The sequence below is a fragment of the Pseudomonas sp. GGS8 genome, assembly GCF_024168645.1.
Classification (GTDB): Bacteria; Pseudomonadota; Gammaproteobacteria; order Pseudomonadales; family Pseudomonadaceae; genus Aquipseudomonas.
Genome location: NZ_JALJWF010000001.1, coordinates 2119990 through 2135688 on the forward strand (window position 1 = coordinate 2119990; position 15699 = coordinate 2135688).

At 60.4% G+C, this 15699-nt stretch carries 18 protein-coding genes; 8 read left to right on the forward strand and 10 right to left on the reverse strand.

Annotated features, from left to right (window positions below; all coding sequences use genetic code 11):
* The first annotated feature begins 280 nt into the window (after positions 1-280).
* The 4 genes from glnK (at position 281) to sutA (ending at position 3057) form a co-directional block, all read left to right on the forward strand.
* On the forward strand, positions 281-619 hold the full coding sequence (gene glnK, locus J3D54_RS09345) for a P-II family nitrogen regulator (protein ID WP_002555808.1): 339 nt from the start codon (positions 281-283) through the stop codon (positions 617-619).
* Positions 620-654: 35 nt separating this feature from the next.
* Positions 655-1992, forward strand: a complete 1338-nt coding sequence (locus J3D54_RS09350; protein ID WP_253417637.1) for an ammonium transporter — start codon at positions 655-657, stop codon at positions 1990-1992.
* A 213-nt stretch (positions 1993-2205) separates the two neighbouring features.
* Entirely contained in the window at positions 2206-2631 is a 426-nt protein-coding gene (locus tag J3D54_RS09355; RefSeq protein WP_253417638.1) for a secondary thiamine-phosphate synthase enzyme YjbQ, read from the forward strand.
* A 102-nt stretch (positions 2632-2733) separates the two neighbouring features.
* Positions 2734-3057 carry a transcriptional regulator SutA gene (gene sutA, locus J3D54_RS09360; RefSeq protein WP_018927530.1) on the forward strand — a complete coding sequence of 108 codons (324 nt, stop codon included), beginning with the start codon at positions 2734-2736 and terminating at the stop codon, positions 3055-3057.
* A 192-nt stretch (positions 3058-3249) separates the two neighbouring features.
* Here sutA and J3D54_RS09365 read toward each other — a convergent pair whose 3' ends face one another.
* The 6 genes from J3D54_RS09365 to J3D54_RS09390 are packed head-to-tail and all read right to left on the reverse strand — an operon-like array spanning position 3250 to position 7860.
* Complete coding sequence (locus J3D54_RS09365; RefSeq protein WP_253417639.1) at positions 3250-3957, reverse strand: HAD family hydrolase; 708 nt, start codon at positions 3955-3957, stop codon at positions 3250-3252.
* Positions 3954-4853, reverse strand: coding sequence for a tyrosine recombinase XerC (gene xerC / locus J3D54_RS09370; protein WP_253417640.1), 900 nt, complete (start codon positions 4851-4853; stop codon positions 3954-3956). The genes J3D54_RS09365 and xerC overlap by 4 nt, the downstream gene beginning before the upstream one ends.
* A 2-nt stretch (positions 4854-4855) precedes the next feature.
* Entirely contained in the window at positions 4856-5581 is a 726-nt protein-coding gene (locus J3D54_RS09375; RefSeq protein WP_253417641.1) for a DUF484 family protein, read from the reverse strand.
* A 13-nt stretch (positions 5582-5594) separates the two neighbouring features.
* Positions 5595-6425, reverse strand: a complete 831-nt coding sequence (gene dapF, locus J3D54_RS09380; RefSeq protein ID WP_253417642.1) for a diaminopimelate epimerase — start codon at positions 6423-6425, stop codon at positions 5595-5597.
* Positions 6426-6429: 4 nt separating this feature from the next.
* The gene (gene lysA, locus J3D54_RS09385) at positions 6430-7677 is read right to left on the reverse strand and encodes a diaminopimelate decarboxylase (RefSeq protein WP_253417643.1); all 1248 of its coding nucleotides are present in this window, start codon (positions 7675-7677) and stop codon (positions 6430-6432) included.
* Positions 7678-7686: 9 nt separating this feature from the next.
* Positions 7687-7860, reverse strand: coding sequence for a lipoprotein (locus J3D54_RS09390; protein ID WP_253417644.1), 174 nt, complete (start codon positions 7858-7860; stop codon positions 7687-7689).
* 238 nt (positions 7861-8098) lie between these two features.
* Between J3D54_RS09390 and cyaY the strand changes: the two genes are divergently transcribed.
* The 3 genes from cyaY to rnk all read left to right on the forward strand — a co-directional run bounded on the left by cyaY (position 8099) and on the right by rnk (position 9324).
* Positions 8099-8431: an iron donor protein CyaY gene (gene cyaY, locus J3D54_RS09395; RefSeq protein ID WP_018927535.1), complete on the forward strand. Its 333-nt coding sequence runs from the start codon at positions 8099-8101 to the stop codon at positions 8429-8431.
* Between the two features lie 4 nt (positions 8432-8435).
* Entirely contained in the window at positions 8436-8654 is a 219-nt protein-coding gene (locus tag J3D54_RS09400; RefSeq protein ID WP_253417645.1) for a DUF1289 domain-containing protein, read from the forward strand.
* A 259-nt stretch (positions 8655-8913) separates the two neighbouring features.
* On the forward strand, positions 8914-9324 hold the full coding sequence (gene rnk, locus J3D54_RS09405) for a nucleoside diphosphate kinase regulator (RefSeq protein WP_253417646.1): 411 nt from the start codon (positions 8914-8916) through the stop codon (positions 9322-9324).
* A gap of 5 nt (positions 9325-9329) precedes the next feature.
* Here rnk and J3D54_RS09410 read toward each other — a convergent pair whose 3' ends face one another.
* The 3 genes from J3D54_RS09410 to J3D54_RS09420 form a co-directional block, all read right to left on the reverse strand.
* Positions 9330-12176, reverse strand: coding sequence for a class I adenylate cyclase (locus tag J3D54_RS09410; RefSeq protein ID WP_253417647.1), 2847 nt, complete (start codon positions 12174-12176; stop codon positions 9330-9332).
* Between the two features lie 207 nt (positions 12177-12383).
* Complete coding sequence (locus tag J3D54_RS09415) at positions 12384-12629, reverse strand: TIGR02647 family protein (protein ID WP_007894898.1); 246 nt, start codon at positions 12627-12629, stop codon at positions 12384-12386.
* A gap of 265 nt (positions 12630-12894) precedes the next feature.
* The gene (locus J3D54_RS09420; RefSeq protein ID WP_253417648.1) at positions 12895-13179 is read right to left on the reverse strand and encodes a hypothetical protein; all 285 of its coding nucleotides are present in this window, start codon (positions 13177-13179) and stop codon (positions 12895-12897) included.
* 125 nt (positions 13180-13304) lie between these two features.
* Between J3D54_RS09420 and J3D54_RS09425 the strand changes: the two genes are divergently transcribed.
* Positions 13305-13964: a glutathione S-transferase family protein gene (locus J3D54_RS09425; RefSeq protein ID WP_253417649.1), complete on the forward strand. Its 660-nt coding sequence runs from the start codon at positions 13305-13307 to the stop codon at positions 13962-13964.
* Between the two features lie 119 nt (positions 13965-14083).
* Here the strand turns inward: J3D54_RS09425 and argH are convergent, their stop codons facing one another.
* The gene (gene argH, locus J3D54_RS09430) at positions 14084-15478 is read right to left on the reverse strand and encodes an argininosuccinate lyase (RefSeq protein ID WP_253417650.1); all 1395 of its coding nucleotides are present in this window, start codon (positions 15476-15478) and stop codon (positions 14084-14086) included.
* Positions 15479-15699: the final 221 nt, after the last annotated feature.

Consider the following 15699-nt stretch of genomic DNA (forward strand, 5'->3'; position numbering starts at 1 on the left):
GGCTGGAGGGGCCTGCGGTAGCGGCCAAGGGCTTGAAATTAATGGGTTTTGGATAGATGGCAAGCTTTCTGCTTAGTCGCTGGTGACCCATGCACTGATGCAGTCGCTGTGACGAATGCAGTGCGCCAAGCGGAACGGGGGAAGTTTCGTGCGGAGTGGTTAGCTGGCGTCGGACGGGCAGGTAAGGCCGAACGATGCGTTACAAAGCCAGGCACTGCGCTTAGACTTGAGTCGGGTTTGTTTTCCTGGGGCAAGTCCACCAATTCGGGAGAGAGTTTTCATGAAGCTAGTCACTGCCATCATCAAGCCGTTCAAACTGGACGATGTGCGCGAGTCGTTGTCCGAGATCGGCGTGCAGGGCATTACCGTTACTGAGGTCAAAGGCTTCGGTCGGCAGAAGGGTCACACCGAGCTGTATCGCGGCGCGGAGTACGTGGTCGATTTTCTGCCCAAGGTGAAGATCGATGTCGCCATTGACGACAAGGATCTGGACCGGGTTATCGAGGCGATAACCAAGGCTGCCAACACCGGCAAGATCGGTGACGGCAAGATCTTCGTGGTCAATCTGGAACAGGCGATTCGCATCCGTACCGGCGAAACCGATACCGACGCAATCTAAGCCGCCACAAACCCAACGCCCCAGGAGAAAACAAAATGACTCTGCGTAAATTCGCAGGGCTAGGAGCCCTGTTGTCCATCGTAATGCCTGGCCTGGCCATGGCGGCAGATCCGGTGGCGCCTCCAGTCCTCAATTCCGGCGATACCGCCTGGATGATGACCTCGACAGCCCTTGTGCTGTTCATGACCATCCCCGGCCTCGCGCTGTTCTACGGCGGCATGGTTCGTTCCAAAAACGTTCTTTCGTTGATGATGCAATGCTTCGCCATTACCGGCCTGGTCACCATTCTGTGGTTCCTTTACGGCTACAGCATGGCGTTTGACACAACGGGTATGGAAGCCAACGTCGTCAACCTCAATTCGTTTGTCGGTAGCTTCGCCAAGGCGTTCCTCGCCGGCATCACGCCTACCAGCATTACCGGCCCTGCGGCGCTGTTTCCCGAGGCGGTGTTTGTCACCTATCAGATGACCTTCGCCATCATCACCCCCGCGCTGATCGTCGGTGCTTTCGCCGAGCGGATGAAGTTCTCCGCAATGCTGGTGTTCATGGGGATCTGGTTCACCCTGGTTTACGCGCCGATTGCGCACATGGTCTGGAGCGGTCCGGGTTCGCTGTTGGGCGACTGGGGCGTGCTCGACTTCGCCGGCGGCACCGTGGTGCATATCAACGCCGGTGTGGCCGGTCTGATTGCCTGCCTGGTACTGGGCAAGCGTAAAGGTTTCCCGACCACCCCGATGGCTCCGCACAACCTCGGCTATACCCTGATGGGCGCTGCGATGTTGTGGGTCGGCTGGTTCGGTTTCAACGCAGGTTCCGCTGCTGCTGCCAACGGCACTGCCGGCATGGCGATGCTGGTGACTCAGATCGCTACCGCCGCAGCAGCCCTGGGCTGGATGTTTGCCGAGTGGCTGACCCACGGTAAACCGAGCGCACTGGGTATCGCTTCGGGCGTGGTTGCCGGTCTGGTTGCGATCACTCCGGCGGCGGGTACCGTTGGCCCGATGGGCTCGATGATCATCGGTCTGGCGGCGGGCGTGGTGTGCTTCTTCTGCGCCACGACGCTGAAACGCAAAATGGGTTACGACGACTCCCTCGACGCCTTCGGTGTGCACGGCATCGGCGGTATCCTCGGCGCGATCCTGACCGGTGTGTTCGCGGCACCGTCCCTGGGTGGTTTCGGCACCGTCACCGACATCGCGGCTCAAGTCTGGATTCAGTGCAAAGGCGTGGGCTTCACGGTGATCTACACCGCGATCGTCACCTTCATCATCCTCAAGGTGCTGGACGCTGTCATGGGTCTGCGCATCACCGAGGAAGAAGAAGCAGTCGGCATCGATCTGGCGCTGCACAACGAACGCGGCTACAACTTGTAAGCACGCCTATAAAAAAATGCCCGGCTTGCCGGGCATTTTTTTGTCTTGGTTTTGTCAGTGATGGAAAGGCTGAAAGGTTTTTTCATATACGTTCAGGGGCGTTTACAACGGGTGTTTTTCTGCGGCCAATGGCTTACACGATTGAAGGAATATTAGGGCCTTTGTTTTTTCCCAGAGCGCGCTAGAATGCGCCCCGAACGTGCGGAGAACTGTATGTGGCAACAGACTCTGATTACCCTGCGGGCACGGCCCCGGGGCTTTCATCTGGTAACGGACGAGTTACTCGCCGGCTTGCCTGAACTCAAGGCATGTCGGGTCGGTCTGTTGCATTTGTGGCTACAGCATACCTCGGCGTCGTTGACCATCAACGAGAACGCCGATCCGGCGGTACGTCGCGACTTCGAACGATTTTTCAATCGTCTGATCCCACAAGGAGCGGACGACTATGAGCATAACGACGAAGGCCAGGACGACCTCCCGGCGCACTTCAAGGCCAGCGTGCTTGGCTGTCAGCTCAGTTTGCCGATCTCGGCAGGCCGACTGGCGTTGGGAACCTGGCAAGGCGTTTATCTGGGCGAGCACCGTGATCATGGCGGTGCCCGTAAAGTCCTCGCCACCGTGCACGGTGAAGGGGCATAAACCGCTGGTCACCAGCGGTGGTTGAATTTTTTCCGGCGGCCTTCGACAGATGGCGAAGCTGGGCTATAACTAATCTGCTTTTCGCAAGTCATGAGGTAGAACATGAGCGACGATGATCTGGAAAACGACGACCTCGAAGTAGGCGACGACGACGAAACCGAAGAAGGCCTTGAAGCAGCGGCAGAAGACGTCGCTGAAGACGATGGCGGCGATGTGCCCGTTCCGACTGCCAAAGGCAAAGCCAAGGCTGCAGTATCGGTCGATGAGCTGCCGAGTGTCGAAGCCAAGAACAAGGAACGCGATGCCCTGGCCAAGGCCATGGAAGAGTTTCTGGCACGGGGCGGCAAGGTGCAGGAAGTGGAGGCCAATGTGGTCGCCGATCCTCCCAAGAAGCCTGACAACAAGTACGGCAGCCGGCCTATCTAAGCGCCTGCTTCCTGCTTGCTGAAAAAGCCCGCCGTCGCTGCGGGCTTTTTCATTCGAGCTACAAAAAATTATTTGAGCTGAATGCAACCCCCTGTGGGAGCGGGATTGCCCGCGATAGCGGTTTATCAAGCAATATCAATGTTGGATGCAACGGCCTCATCGCGGGCAAGCCCGCTCCCACAGATTGTTGTGTCAGGCTGAGGCAGCATTCCAGCGGGCGAGCAGCGCAGGCAACTCAGTCAAACTGCGAATCTCGGCATCCGGCACCTTCTCGGCTTCCCACGCTTTGCCCGTCGGGTTAAACCAGATTGCCCGCAACCCCGCCTGCTGGGCACCGGCAATGTCATCGCCGGGATGGTCGCCGATATGCACCGCGGTCTCGCCGGTCGCGCCGCCACGGCGCAGCGCTTCATGAAACAGTCGCGCATCCGGTTTGGCGATGCCGATGTCTTCGGCGCACAGGGCAAACTTGAAGTAATCCGCCAGGCCCAGTCGGCGTACATCGGCGTTGCCGTTGGTTACTACACCGAGGGCGTAGTGCTTGGCCAGCGTCTCCAGCGTTGGCTCGACTTCGGGGAATACTTCCAGCTGATGCCGGGCATGCAGAAACACTTCAAAACTTTGATCAGCCAGGTCTGAGGCTTGACCATGGTCGTAACCTGCCTCTTCCAGAGCATGAAAAAGCACCCGCCGACGCAGCGCGCTGATACGGTGCTTGAGGCTCGGCTCGTTGCTCAACACCCGCTCGCGAATCGACCACAAATGCTCCACCGGCACCGCGCCCAGGTTCGGCGCATGCTCGGTCAGCCATTCACGCAATATGGCTTCGGCGGTGGCGATTACCGGGGCGGTGTCCCACAGGGTGTCGTCGAGGTCGAAGGTGATCAGTTGGATGGTCATGAATCATCGCCTTTAATGCGTTTGGCCCGTGGATGGGCGCTGTCGTAGACCGTCGCCAGGTGCTGGAAGTCCAGGTGGGTATAGATCTGGGTGGTCTTGATGTCCGAGTGGCCGAGCAGTTCCTGCACGGCGCGCAGGTCTTGCGAGGACTCCAGCAAATGGCTGGCGAAAGAGTGTCGCAACATGTGCGGGTGCAGGTTCTGCCCCAGCTCGCGCTCGCCAGCGGCTTTGACCCGCACCTGAATCGCCCGAGGACCGAGGCGCCGGCCTTGCTGGCTGACAAACACCGCGTCATCCGCCGGGTTGGTCATGGCCCGCAACGGCAACCATAGTTCCAATGCTTCGCGAGCCTTTTTACCCACTGGCAACAGCCGGGTCTTGCTGCCTTTACCGAGGACCTGGACCATGCCATCAGCCAGGTCCAGCTGATCAAGGTTGAGCCCGGTCAGCTCCGAAAGCCGCAAGCCGGAGGAGTAGAACAACTCCAGAATCGCCTGATCCCGACGCGCCAGAAAGTCATCCTCAACCGCGCCCTCCAGCAGTTGCAACGCGCGGTCGGTGTCGAGGGTTTTCGGCAGGCGGCGTTCGCCCTTGGGCGGTGCCAGGCCGTTGGCCGGGTCGTGTTCGCACAGACCTTCGCGGTTCAGATAGTGGTAGAGCCCGCGCACTGCCGAGAGCAGCCGTGCCAGGCTGCGGGACGATTGGCCTTGAGCATGCAGGCGAGCAACCAGGCTGCGCAGGCGCTGGATATCCAGCGCGGCCCAGCTACCGATGTTTTGTTTGACGCACCAGCCCAGCACTTTGTCGAGGTCGCGGCGGTAGGCGTACAGCGTATGAGGCGACACCTGCCGCTCACTGCGCAGGTGTTCGCAGTAAGCGTCCAGTTGCCGTTCCACGATCAGCGTACCGAGCGCAGGGAATTGTTGACCCGTGGCAGCACGCGGCCCATGACTTCGGCGATGTAGCTGAGGAACAATGTGCCCACCGAACTCTTGTAGTGCTGCGGATCGCGGCTGGCGATGGCCAGGATGCCATGAATACCCAGGTGGCTGATGGCGACGACGGCCGTGGAGCCGATCTGTTTGCGCTGTTCTTCGCCAAACAGGAAGTCCAGCTCATGCTCACGCAGGCTGCCACTGACGCTTTTGTCCTCCGAGAGCAGGCCGCCGATGGCCGTTTGTGCCTCGGCGTGGGTGGCCCAGCGGCCTACCGGCATCGGGTTGTCGCCCAACAGGATCAGGCTGACGAAGGGCACCTGGAAATCCTGGCGCAGGCTGTCTTCGACACCGATCACCACGTCTTCCAGACTGGTCGCGTCCATCAACGTGAGAATCAGACGGCGGGTCTTGTCGAACAGGCGATCGTTGTCGCGGGCCACGTCCATCAAGTGCGAGAGGCGATGACGCAACTCGATGTTGCGGTCGCGCAGAATCGTCATCTGGCGTTCGACCAGCGAAATGGTGTCGCCGCGCTGGTGCGGAATGCGCAGAGCCGGGAGCAGTTCTTCATGCGCGATGAAGAAATCCGGATGAGCCTCCAGGTACGCGGCAATCGCCGCCGCCTCAAGGCTTTCGGAAGGGGATTCGTCGGGCTGTAGGGCGGGAACCTGGGGCTTGTCGGTCATGGATTTGGCTCACTCAAAGACGCACTTGTCCTTCGTATACGCGTACTGCCGGGCCGGTCATCATGACCGGTTGGCCAGGGCCTGCCCATTCAATGGACAGACGCCCGCCGGGCAGGTCGATCAATAGCGGCGAATCCATCCACCCCTGGCTGATCGCGGCCACTGCGGCAGCACAGGCGCCGGTTCCGCAGGCCTGGGTTTCCCCGGCCCCGCGTTCCCAGACGCGCAACTGCGCGCGGTTCCGGTCGATGACCTGGAGAAAACCGACATTGACCCGTGCCGGGAAGCGCGGGTGATGTTCGATTTTCGGCCCCAGTTCATGCACCGGTGCTTTATTGATGTCGCTGACCCGCAATACGGCATGGGGGTTGCCCATGGACACCGCAGCCAGTTCGACCATGGTGCCGTCGACGTCGACCTGATAGCTCAGGGCCTGGCTCGGGGCTTCGAACGGAATCTCGGCCGGCACCAGGCGCGGGGCGCCCATGTTGACACTGATTTGGCCATCGTTGCGGATGTCCAGTTCGATGATGCCGCTTTTGGTCTCGACGCGAATCTGCCGCTTGGCGGTCAGGCGCTTGTCGAGCACGAAGCGGGCGAAGCAGCGTGCGCCGTTGCCGCACTGTTCCACCTCGGAGCCATCGGCGTTGAAGATCCGATAGCGGAAATCCACATCCGGGTTGCTGGGCGCCTCAACGATCAGCAATTGGTCGAACCCGATGCCGGTGTGCCGATCGCCCCATTGCTTGGCATGCTTGGGCAGAATGTGCGCGTGCTGGCTGACCAGGTCGAGAACCATGAAGTCATTGCCCAGGCCGTGCATCTTGGTAAAACGCAGCAGCATGGGTTTACTCCGGCAGCAGGCTTTCGCCAGCAAACAACTCGGCTACCGTCTCGCGGCGACGCACTTCAAATGCCTGATCACCGTCCACCAACACTTCAGCGGCGCGGCCGCGGGTGTTGTAGTTGGAACTCATGACAAACCCGTAGGCACCGGCCGAATGCACGGCCAGCAGATCGCCTTCCTCCAGCGCCAGCTGACGGTCCTTGGCCAGGAAGTCGCCGGTTTCGCAGATCGGGCCGACGATGTCGTAGGCACGCGCCGCGGTATCGCGAGGGCGTACGGCGGTAACGTCCATCCAGGCCTGGTACAGCGCCGGGCGGATCAGGTCGTTCATGGCCGCATCGACGATGGCGAAGTCTTTGTGTTCGGTGTGCTTGAGGTACTCGACCTGAGTCAGCAGCACACCGGCGTTGGCGACGATAAAGCGGCCTGGCTCGAACACCAGCGCCAGGTCACGACCGTCGAGACGTTCGCGCACGGCCTTGATGTAGTCGGCGGCCAATGGCGGCTCTTCATCGCGATAACGCACGCCCAGACCGCCGCCGAGATCGATGTGGCGCAGGTAGATGCCGCAATCGCCGAGGCGGTCGACCAGGCCCAGCAGGCGGTCGAGGGCATCGATGAAGGGCGGCAGGGTGGTCAGTTGCGAGCCGATGTGGCAATCGACGCCGACCACTTCCAGGTTAGGCAGTTGCGCGGCGCGGACGTACACGTCTTCGGCGTCGGCGATGGCGATGCCGAACTTGTTCTCTTTGAGACCGGTGGAAATGTACGGGTGCGTCCCGGCATCGACGTCCGGGTTGACGCGCAGCGAGATCGGCGCGCGAACGCCCAGCTCGGCGGCGACTACTTGCAGACGCTCGAGCTCGTCGGTGGATTCGACGTTGAAGCAGTGCACGCCGACTTCCAGGGCGCGACGCATGTCGTCACGGGTCTTGCCGACACCGGAGAACACGATCTTTTCGGGGCTGCCGCCAGCGGCCAGGACACGTTCCAGTTCGCCACGGGAAACGATGTCGAAACCGGCGCCCAAACGGGCCAGGACATTCAGTACACCCAGGTTGGAGTTGGCCTTGACCGCAAAGCAGACCAGGTGCGACGTGCCGGCCAGCGCATCGGCGTAAGCCAGGTACTGGGCTTCGATGTGGGCTCGGGAGTAGACGTAGGTCGGTGTACCAAAGCGTTCGGCGATGGCGGACAGGGCAACACCTTCCGCGAACAGCTCACCGTCACGGTAGTTAAAAGCGTCCATGGCGTTCCCTTATTGGTAGACGTCGTGCTTGTGTGCTTTCGACGGAGACTGTTGCGACGACTTGGCCTGCTCTGCAGGATCCTGATTTTCATCGGGCAGGTACAGCGGGCCTTTTTGACCACAGGCCGACACCAGGCAGGCAACCGCGACGATCGCAGCAAGGGAAGAGATCAGGCGCTTCATGGCGAAATCCTTGAAAATGCGTTAATTGCGCCGGAGTATACCGGCCACCCGGCAGCTTGCCTATGTAACGCGGCTCCCGTCCGGCGGGCCTTTGGCTGTGGCGCAGTAACTTGTCCTGCGTCGCGCAGGGATATTTCGTACCGCACCTCGTCCTTGGTGGTTATTCTTTGCAATCATCGGGGCTCGCCCGTATCTTGCGGCGCTTGAGCGTGAGTAGACACTTTTTGAGGTTCCCGTAATGAGTTTGACTGAAGCCCGTTTTCACGACCTGGTCGATGCCACCCAGCAGACGCTGGAGGATATTTTCGATGAGAGTGACCTGGATATCGATCTGGAGAGCTCGGCCGGTGTGCTCACCGTCAAGTTCGAAAACGGCAGCCAGTTGATCTTCAGTCGTCAGGAGCCGTTGCGTCAGCTGTGGTTGGCGGCGGTGTCGGGTGGCTTCCACTTCGACTACGACGAAGAGAGCAAGCGCTGGATGTGTGACAAGAGCGACGAGCAACTGGGCGAGATGCTCGAGCGCATCGTCAAGCAGCAAGCCGACGTCGAACTCGATTTCGAAGGTCTGTGAGATCGTGACCCAGCCTGCGCCCGTTCGCCCGCCCAAACCGCTCTATAGCAACGTCAGCCCGGCCGTGCCTTCGCCGTGTAGCGGCGTGTGCCGGCTGGATGAGCAGAAGGTCTGCCTGGGGTGTTTTCGGCATGTCGAAGATATTCGCGAATGGCGCTCGGCCGATGATGAGCGGCGGCGGGTGATTTGTGCGCAGGCTGCACAACGCAAAGTCTTGGCTTAAGGGCTTTTGTGGCGAGGGAGCTTGCTCCCGCTCGGGTGCGAAGCAGCCGCAAGGTTTTTAGGGCCGCTCCGCGCCCCAGCGGGAGCAAGCTCCCTCGCCACAATGGTCAGCGCTGGGCCGTGGTCGCCCCCCGCTTGTTTATTTATTGAGCTGTGATAGTGTCCAGATACGCCTCAACCCATCGAGGCTCGTGAAAACCCCGCCTTTTTCTGGCGGGGTTTTGCTTTTTTCGCGCAGAAGAAAGGAGTCTGCCCTGATCATGACCGCACCTTCCATCACCCTTACCCGTCTGGACGTGCAACGTCTGGAGCGCCTGATCGATAGCCTGGATGACTCGCTGCCGGGCGTCATCGCGCTGCAAACCGAACTGGATCGCGCCGATACCCTGGTCGGTCACGAAGAGGTGCCAGCCGATGTCGTGACCATGAATTCTAAAGTGCATTGCCGTGAAGAGAGCAGTGGCAAGGATTATCACCTGACCCTGGTCTACCCCAAGGATGCCAATGCCGACGAAGGCAGGATTTCCATTCTGGCGCCGGTCGGCAGCGCACTGCTGGGTCTCAAGGTCGGTCAGCACATTGACTGGCCAGCTCCGGGTGGCAAAACCCTGAAGCTGACCTTGCTGGCAGTCGAGTCGCAACCGGCCAATGGCGGCGACTTTCCGGAATAAAACCCTCAGACCTGCTCAAGCGCCTCGTTCAATGCGCGCTCCAGATCGGCCTTGTAGCGCAGATACAACTGGCTTGAACTCTGACCATCACCGAGCAGGCCCGACAGATCCAGGTCGGTGATGTAGCAGCGATAGCGTTCGATCTCGCGGCGCTGCTCGACGATTTCCCGGGCGACCACGCTGAACAGTTGGTCGCCATGTTCCAGCTCTGAAAATTCCCGCTGATTGCAATACAACGTGACCTGCACCTGCCCCGGTGCGGCTTTGCCGACGATCGCCTGTACGTCATAGAACGGTTTGTTGACCGGGGTTTGCGGCGCCGGCCGGGCTTCGACCCGACGCGCCCGCGCGGCGCCTGAAGGCAACAATTGGTAATACAAAGTCTCCAGGCTCAGCGGCTGGGCGGTGTCCATCGGCAACAAGGCGTCGCGCCGGTACTGGATCGATTGCAGGAAACGTTGCAGCGGCACCAGCAGACTTTGTTCATCGTGATAGGGCAAGCGCTGCTGCCACAGGGCATTGAATTCATCCAGTACGTACACATCGGCCTGGCGTTCGTTGATCCGGTAGAACACCTGAACGCAGTCGGGTTGCCCCATGGGCAGGATCAGCGCCAGGTCGTGGTCTTCCAGCGCCATCGGGTCCAGATGCAGCGGGCTGTAGCTCGCCAGCTCTTCGCCGAGGTAATCAAACAGCGCTGGCAGCGTGGCGAGGGCAACGTGATTGACCTGGCCGGGTACCAGCTCCAGCACGTGGTAATGCTGCTGGACCTGAATCAGGTAACGATGATTGAGTTTGCTCAGCAGCAGGTTTTGCGCGGTATCGAGAACTTCTTCGACGCGTCGGGCAATGAATTGTGCGCGGTTGTGGCAGAAGCAACGCACCCGCAACTTGGGCTGCTGTGGGCCGCTTGGCAAGTTGTTGAGGTAATCGCGCAGGCAGTCGAGCAGGGCGTGGGGGCCGTCAAAGCGGCTGACCAGCACTTCGTTCCAGCTGTTGAGCGTGACCTGATCCAGGGTCAACACCAGATTTTCTCGCACGCCGGCATAACTCAGGGAATCGGTGCGCTCGGTGGTCATCAGGATGTTCATGTCGCGATGGTGCTTGAGTGGATCGACGCCGACGTTCACCAGAATCAGTACTTCGCTCGGCACACTGGCGCGCAGCAAAGGTTCTTCGGCGACGGTAGCCAGGGGCAGGACGATGCTTTGCTGCAGGCTGCCGAGCAGGTTGAACAGTTCGAACTCACTCAAGTCGCTGGTGCCGGGGTGCAGGGCCAGGCGGGTGCTGCTGTCGATCACGCCGTTACGGTGACACCAGGTGAGCAGTTCGAGTAACTGGCGGCTGCGCTTGATTGGCGCGAAATGTTCCCACTCGTGGGCGGTCAGGCTGCCATTGTACAAAGCCCATTGGGTTTGTCCCGTTTCTCTCTTGTTCGGGGCCTGCACCAGCGTCAAGGTGTCTTCGGCCAGATCGGGGGCGATGCCCGGGTTGATGAATTCGACCTTGTCGGCCTTGCGCTCGAAGGCCGCGTACAACCGCCGGCCCAGCACATTGAGGTCGCGCTTGTTGATCAGGCTGACGGTCTGCTCGTTACGGGCAAACTGTGTCAGGAAGCGGTAGCTGTAATTCAGTTCACCGACCAAGGCCCGGCGTTCGGCGCTGACCTGGCGGACTTTCCACTGGCTGCGGCTGTCGAGCAATGCCAGTTGACGCTGATCCCAATGCCATTCGTGGGCCAGACGTTCGAGCAGCGAACGCTGCCAGCTCTGGGTGCGACCGCTGCTGCCGGTGAGCTTGCGATTGACCTTCAGGTACAGCGCACGACGTACCAGCTCCAGCCGTTCCGGTTCACCCCGGGCGGTGAGGTATTCCTCGATGCGCCGGTAAACCACCATGTACGGGTCCAGCTCATCGAGGTCCAGCCGATTGGCAAACACCGCCTGTTTGAAACGCAGGCTCAGGCAATGGACCTTGGGGTGCTCGCTGGCATAGACCTCGGTCAGCAGCAGTTTGAGCACTGATTTGTAGGGCGACTCGATGCCTTTGAACAACTGCCAGAGCCCGGCGCCGATGAACTCCCCGGGCGGGATGTACGCCAGATGCCCCAGGTCCAGGGTTTCGTCGGCACGAATGAAACGCTTGGAAAGTAGTGTGTGGGTGTAACGGTTGTACGCGGCCTCTTCGTAAACCGGCACCAGCCACCAGATGGGGGTGCGTCCGGCCAGCCAGATTGCGGTGCGATAGAACTCGTCCAGCAGCAGATAGTGCTGGGTGGTGCCGCAGTCTTCCGAGCTCAACTGCGTATCGCGCTCGCCGAGCACGAAGCGGGCCGGGTCGATCAGGAAAAAATGCGCTTCGGCGCCCTGGCTGGCGGCCCACGCTTCCAGCAACTGGCATTTTTTGCGCAGCTCGGTGAGCTCGCTTTCGCTCAGGTCCGGCCCATGACAGACCCACACGTCCATGTCGCTCTGATCGGCCTGGGCCAGGGTGCCGAGGCTGCCCATCAGGAACAGGCCGTGAATCGGTCGCGGCGGATTGCTGCCATGGCGCGGCTTGTAGGAAAACGAGCGGGTCAGGCGTTGGGCTTCGGCGAGGGTGTTGGTGTCGGGTTCGTAATTGGACAACCCGGCCGGGGTGCTACCCGAAACGTAACCTGGCAACAGCGGATGATTGACGTGAAAAAACAGTGGAAGCAGGGTCAGAACCGTTTGCTGGCGGGTCGACAACCCTTCCATGGCTCGGGCCATGCGGCCCTCGTTGAGCTTCAGAAAACGGGCGCGCAGTTGGCTGAGAACCTTGCGGTCGATTCCCTCGTCCAGATCAGGGCGGATTTCATGGGTGCGGGTCATGTCAGCTCAATCCGGCTCGCGGGGCTCGGACGTGGGAGGGCTCAGGATGAGGGGTAGTTTAGTGCCTCGGCCCCGGGACTTTTAAGCTGATTTTGTTTTCCTGGCGTCAGATTTCTATCGTTTGGCGACAGCAGGTAACAGGGGCGGTAATCAAGTGTGCCCGCGGAAATCCCGTGACAGAGCTTTCCGTGGGCAATGCGGTGGTGCTCAGGCAGTTTCCCGGACGGACAGAATGGTGAGAACGGTCTGCACATTTTGTGCGGCGTCACGCCCCAGGCTGGTCAGATAACCGCCATCGGGCTGGGTGATCAATTCTTTGTCGAACAGTCTTTGTGCGGCGGCAATGGCTTTCGGGGCAGCGGTCTGATGAATTTTCAAACCTTCCTGGGAGCTGTCCAGGTTGAAGAGTGCGAGGATTTCCAGTTCGGCAACCAACTCAGGGGTAAGCGACATAAGGACTCCAGACTTTCTAGGAATTAGACGATAGCGCCACTAAGGTGAACCCGTCGGTGAGGCATGTCCAGTGCTCGTGACAGGGTTTTTTCGCCTCGGGGGGAGCATTCCCTGGCGGGGGCGTGGTTTCTGTAGGAGCGAGCGGTGCGGCGATCCGACTTGCCCGCGAAGAGCGATGACGCGGTTTTTCAGGAAGGCTGCGGTGGGGCCTTCGCGGGCAAGTCGGATCGCCGCACCGCTCGCTCCTACATAGAGAGGGCCGGGGTTATTGCTTTTCCGGTGGCAACTCTGGCAGCGCGCGCAGGGCCGCTTCGTACCATTCGGTATTGAACGCGCGGTCTTCTTCGAGGATTGCGTCGATTTCCACTGCCAGCACGTGGGCCATCAGGTTGAGGATTTCTTCCCGCTCGTAACCCACCAGGGTCAGTTTGTTGAAGGTTGCCTTGGCCGCTGGTGGGTTGTCGCTTTCGATCTGGTTCTCGATCGCTTCGATCAGCGTTGTTTCAGCGAATTCTTCTTCGTCATTGTCGATGTCGTTTGGCTCGCTCATGGCAGGCTCCTCAAGGAAAGGCGGCCAGTTTACCTGTATTCAGCACCATGATGCTGCTGGCAAGAAACGCCCGGGCGTTCTATAACTGGCGCTGCCAACCCCCTGCACGGCCTGGAGGCTATGTAATGCTCAAGCTTTATGGATTTTGCGTCAGCAACTACTACAACATGGTCAAGCTGGCGTTGCTGGAGAAGGGACTGCCGTTTGAAGAGGTGCCGTTTTACCCTGGCACCAGCCCAGAAATGCTGGCCATCAGCCCGCGTGGCAAGGTTCCGGTACTGGGTGTCGAACAAGGCTTCATCAACGAAACCAGCGTGATTCTCGAGTACCTCGAGCAGAGTCAGAAAGGCACGCCGCTGCTACCGAGCGAGCCCTTCGAGCGAGCGCAGGCGTTGGCTTTGGCCAAAGAAATCGAGTTGTACATCGAACTGCCGGCACGCGCCTGCTACCCCGAAGCGTTTTTCGGCATGTCAGTGCCAGAGGCGATCAAGGACAAAACCAAGGCCGAGCTGCTGCTGGGGTTCGCCTCTCTGGGCAGGCACGGCAAGTTCGCTCCTTATGTAGCGGGCGACAGTCTCAGCATTGCGGATTTGTATTTCCTGTACAGCGTGCCGATGGCCTGTGCCGTCGCGCAGAAGCTGTTCGATATCGATCTGTTGGCTGAGATGCCAGCGGCCAGGGCGCTGCTGGAGCGTCTGGGGCAGAACCCGCACGTGCAGCGGATCGCGGCAGACAAGGACGTGGCGATGCCCGCGTTTCTGGAGATGATCGCGTCGAAGAAGTAAGTTTTGTAGTGCTCTGAAGTCAGTCATCGCGGGCAAGCCCGCTCCCACAAGGATCTCCGGTCAGCCAAAATCTATGGCAGACAGGGAAGCCTGTGGGAGCGGGCTTGCCCGCGCTGCTATTAGCGGCTGGCGAGCAACGCCTGGCCGCGAACCACGGCAGCCTTGACCTGCGCTGGCGCGGTCCCGCCGATATGGTCACGGGCGTTCACCGAACCTTCCAGGGTCAGCACGGCAAACACGTCCTGCTCGATCTGGTCGCTGAACTTGCGCAGTTCTTCCAGGCTCATTTCCGCCAGGTCCTTGCCGCTGTCCACGCCATATTTCACCGCGTGACCAACAATCTCGTGGCAATCACGGAACGGCAAGCCGCGGCGTACCAGGTAGTCGGCCAGGTCGGTAGCGGTCGAGAAACCGCGCAGGGCTGCTTCGCGCATCATGGCGTGCTTGGGCTTGATCGCCGGAATCATGTCGGCAAAGGCCCGCAGCGAATCGCGCAGGGTGTCGGCGGCGTCGAACAACGGTTCCTTGTCTTCCTGGTTGTCCTTGTTATAGGCCAACGGCTGGCCTTTCATCAGGGTCAGCAGGCCCATCAGCGCGCCGAACACCCGGCCAGTCTTGCCGCGAACCAGCTCCGGCACGTCCGGGTTTTTCTTTTGCGGCATGATCGAGCTGCCGGTGCAGAAACGGTCCGGCAGATCGATGAACTGGAACTGTGCGCTGGTCCACAGCACCAGCTCTTCGGAGAATCGCGACAAGTGCATCATCGCAATGCTCGCGGCCGAGCAGAACTCGATGGCGAAGTCGCGATCGGACACGTTGTCCAGGGAGTTGCCGCCGACAGCGTCGAAGCCCAGCAGCTGTGCGGTGTACTCGCGGTCGATCGGGTAGGTGGTACCGGCCAGTGCGGCGCTGCCCAGCGGCATGCGGTTGGTGCGCTTGCGGCAGTCCACCAGGCGCTCGTAGTCACGGCTGAGCATTTCGAACCAGGCCAGCATGTGGTGCCCGAAGGTCACTGGCTGCGCGGTTTGCAGGTGAGTGAAGCCCGGCATGATGCTGCCGGCTTCGCGCTCGGCCTGCTCCAGCAAACCTTTTTGCAGGCGGGTGATCTCGGCCAGGATCAGGTCGATCTCGTCACGCAGCCACAGACGGATGTCGGTGGCGACCTGGTCGTTGCGGCTGCGGCCGGTGTGCAGCTTTTTACCGGTCACGCCAATGCGGTCGGTCAGGCGCGCCTCGATGTTCATGTGCACGTCTTCGAGGTCGATGCGCCAGTCGAACTGGCCAGCCTCGATTTCACCCTGGATGGTCTTCAGGCCATCGATGATGCTGTCGCGCTCGGCATCGGTCAGCACGCCGACCTTGGCCAGCATCGTGGCGTGGGCGATCGAGCCCATGATGTCGTGGCGATACAGGCGCTGGTCGAAGGTGACGGAGGCGGTGAAGCGGGCAACGAAGGCGTCGACGGGTTCACTGAAGCGGCCGCCCCAGGACTGATTGGTCTTGTCAGTGCTCATGAATTCGCTCGTATCGGCTTGAAGAAAGATGGCGTGGAACGCTGACGCGGATAATAACAGGGTTGCCAATCCTGTCGCTGACACTGGTCGATACGTTTTTTTCTCATGGGGCGACCCATACTCGAGGCAAGCGATGCATAAATTGCGCAACGATATTTCTCATTTGAGCAATATCGTCGCGGCAACCGTCTACAGTTGGACAGTAGGATCAGCGCACTTCT